Origin of the sequence: Sodalis-like endosymbiont of Proechinophthirus fluctus (genome assembly GCF_001602625.1) — a bacterium.
Taxonomy (GTDB): Bacteria; Pseudomonadota; Gammaproteobacteria; order Enterobacterales; family Enterobacteriaceae.
On record NZ_LECR01000062.1, the window covers coordinates 14,359 to 14,694 of the forward strand.

Sequence of the window (336 nt, forward strand, 5' to 3'; positions counted from 1 at the left end):
TTTGGTGGCTCGATAGGTTTGCCTTGCGTCACGCTGTTGATACCTACCTGGCGTCGATAGAGAGTTCCCAGCCCCGCGGGCAACGTAAGCCTCTCAATTTGCGTCGACCAGGGAAATATCGCCACTCCATCGGAAAGCGCCGGCAATCGTGGCAGCACATAAAGACGGTCGCGAAAGCGTCGAACCTGCCGGTCGTGGAGCTGCATTTGCGCAACTGCATCGCGCCGGCTGAGCACTACCTCTTGCCAAAGACGCGCTAACTGTTGGCGTGAGGGCATTCTCATGCCTCGGTTGGCTAACCAGCGGCGTAAAATAGCCGCACGCCGGATATCGCTC

The 336-nt window shown here is 58.3% G+C and carries 1 protein-coding gene; it reads right to left on the reverse strand.

The window, feature by feature from the left end; genetic code table 11:
• On the reverse strand, positions 1 to 278 hold a 278-nt coding region (locus BG74_RS06545; protein WP_244267395.1), incomplete at its 3' end, for a TilS substrate-binding domain-containing protein.
• Between the last annotated feature and the right edge of the window lie 58 nt (positions 279 to 336).